This window comes from Cyanobium sp. NIVA-CYA 375, assembly GCF_056108345.1.
Window position 1 is genome coordinate 1 of record NZ_JBSYHW010000317.1, and the last position, 750, is coordinate 750.

A 750-nucleotide genomic window follows, 5' to 3' on the forward strand; every position below is an offset into this window, starting at 1 on the left:
CTGGTCTACCGCGCCCTGGGCCAGGCGTTGGCGGCGGGTGTTGCCCAGGCACGAAGCCGCCTGGGGCCGCGGCGTGGCCTGGCCCTGGATGTCGGCTGCGGCCATCGCCCCTGGCGCGACCTGCTGGTCGACATGGACTGCCTGGCGCTCGACGCGACCACGGTCGACGCCAGCCCGCAGGTGGTGGCCGATGCAGCAGCCCTTCCCGTGGCCGATGCCCGGGCCGATCTCGTCTTCTGCAGCCAGGTCCTCGAGCATGTCGAAGACGCGGGACGGGTCCTGCTCGAGTTCTCTCGTGTGCTGCGTGACGGTGGCCAACTGGTCCTGAGCGTTCCCTTCTACTGGCCCTTGCACGAGGAGCCCTTCGACTACCGGCGCTTCACCTCGCACGGGCTTCGGCTCGAACTGGCGCGCGCGGGGTTCGACGACATCGACATCGAGGCCGATTGCGCGACCCTGACCGTCGTCGTGGTCGCGTCGTTCGGTTTGCTGCCGGACCGGCGCCTGCCGAGGCTGCTCCTGCTGCCGCTGGTCCTGCTGGCGAACCTGCTCGCGCCGTGGGCCCAGCGCCTGTCCGCGGACCGCCGCTCGACCCTGAACTGGGTGGTGCGGGCCACGCGCCAGGCTCGCCCGACTGCCCCGGCACCAGAGCGGTAGATGGCTGACGACGGCTATTCGCTGGCCCGGCTCCAGCACGAAGCTGCCGAGGGAGCGCGCGATCACATCGTCCGGCTGCTCTCCGGATTGAAG

At 70.8% G+C, this 750-nt stretch carries 1 protein-coding gene; it reads left to right on the top strand.

The annotated features are described in order from the left end of the window. The coding region (locus AC01FP_RS18320; protein WP_474482280.1) for a class I SAM-dependent methyltransferase at positions 1-657 on the top strand (657 nt) is incomplete at its 5' end. Between the last annotated feature and the right edge of the window lie 93 nt (positions 658-750).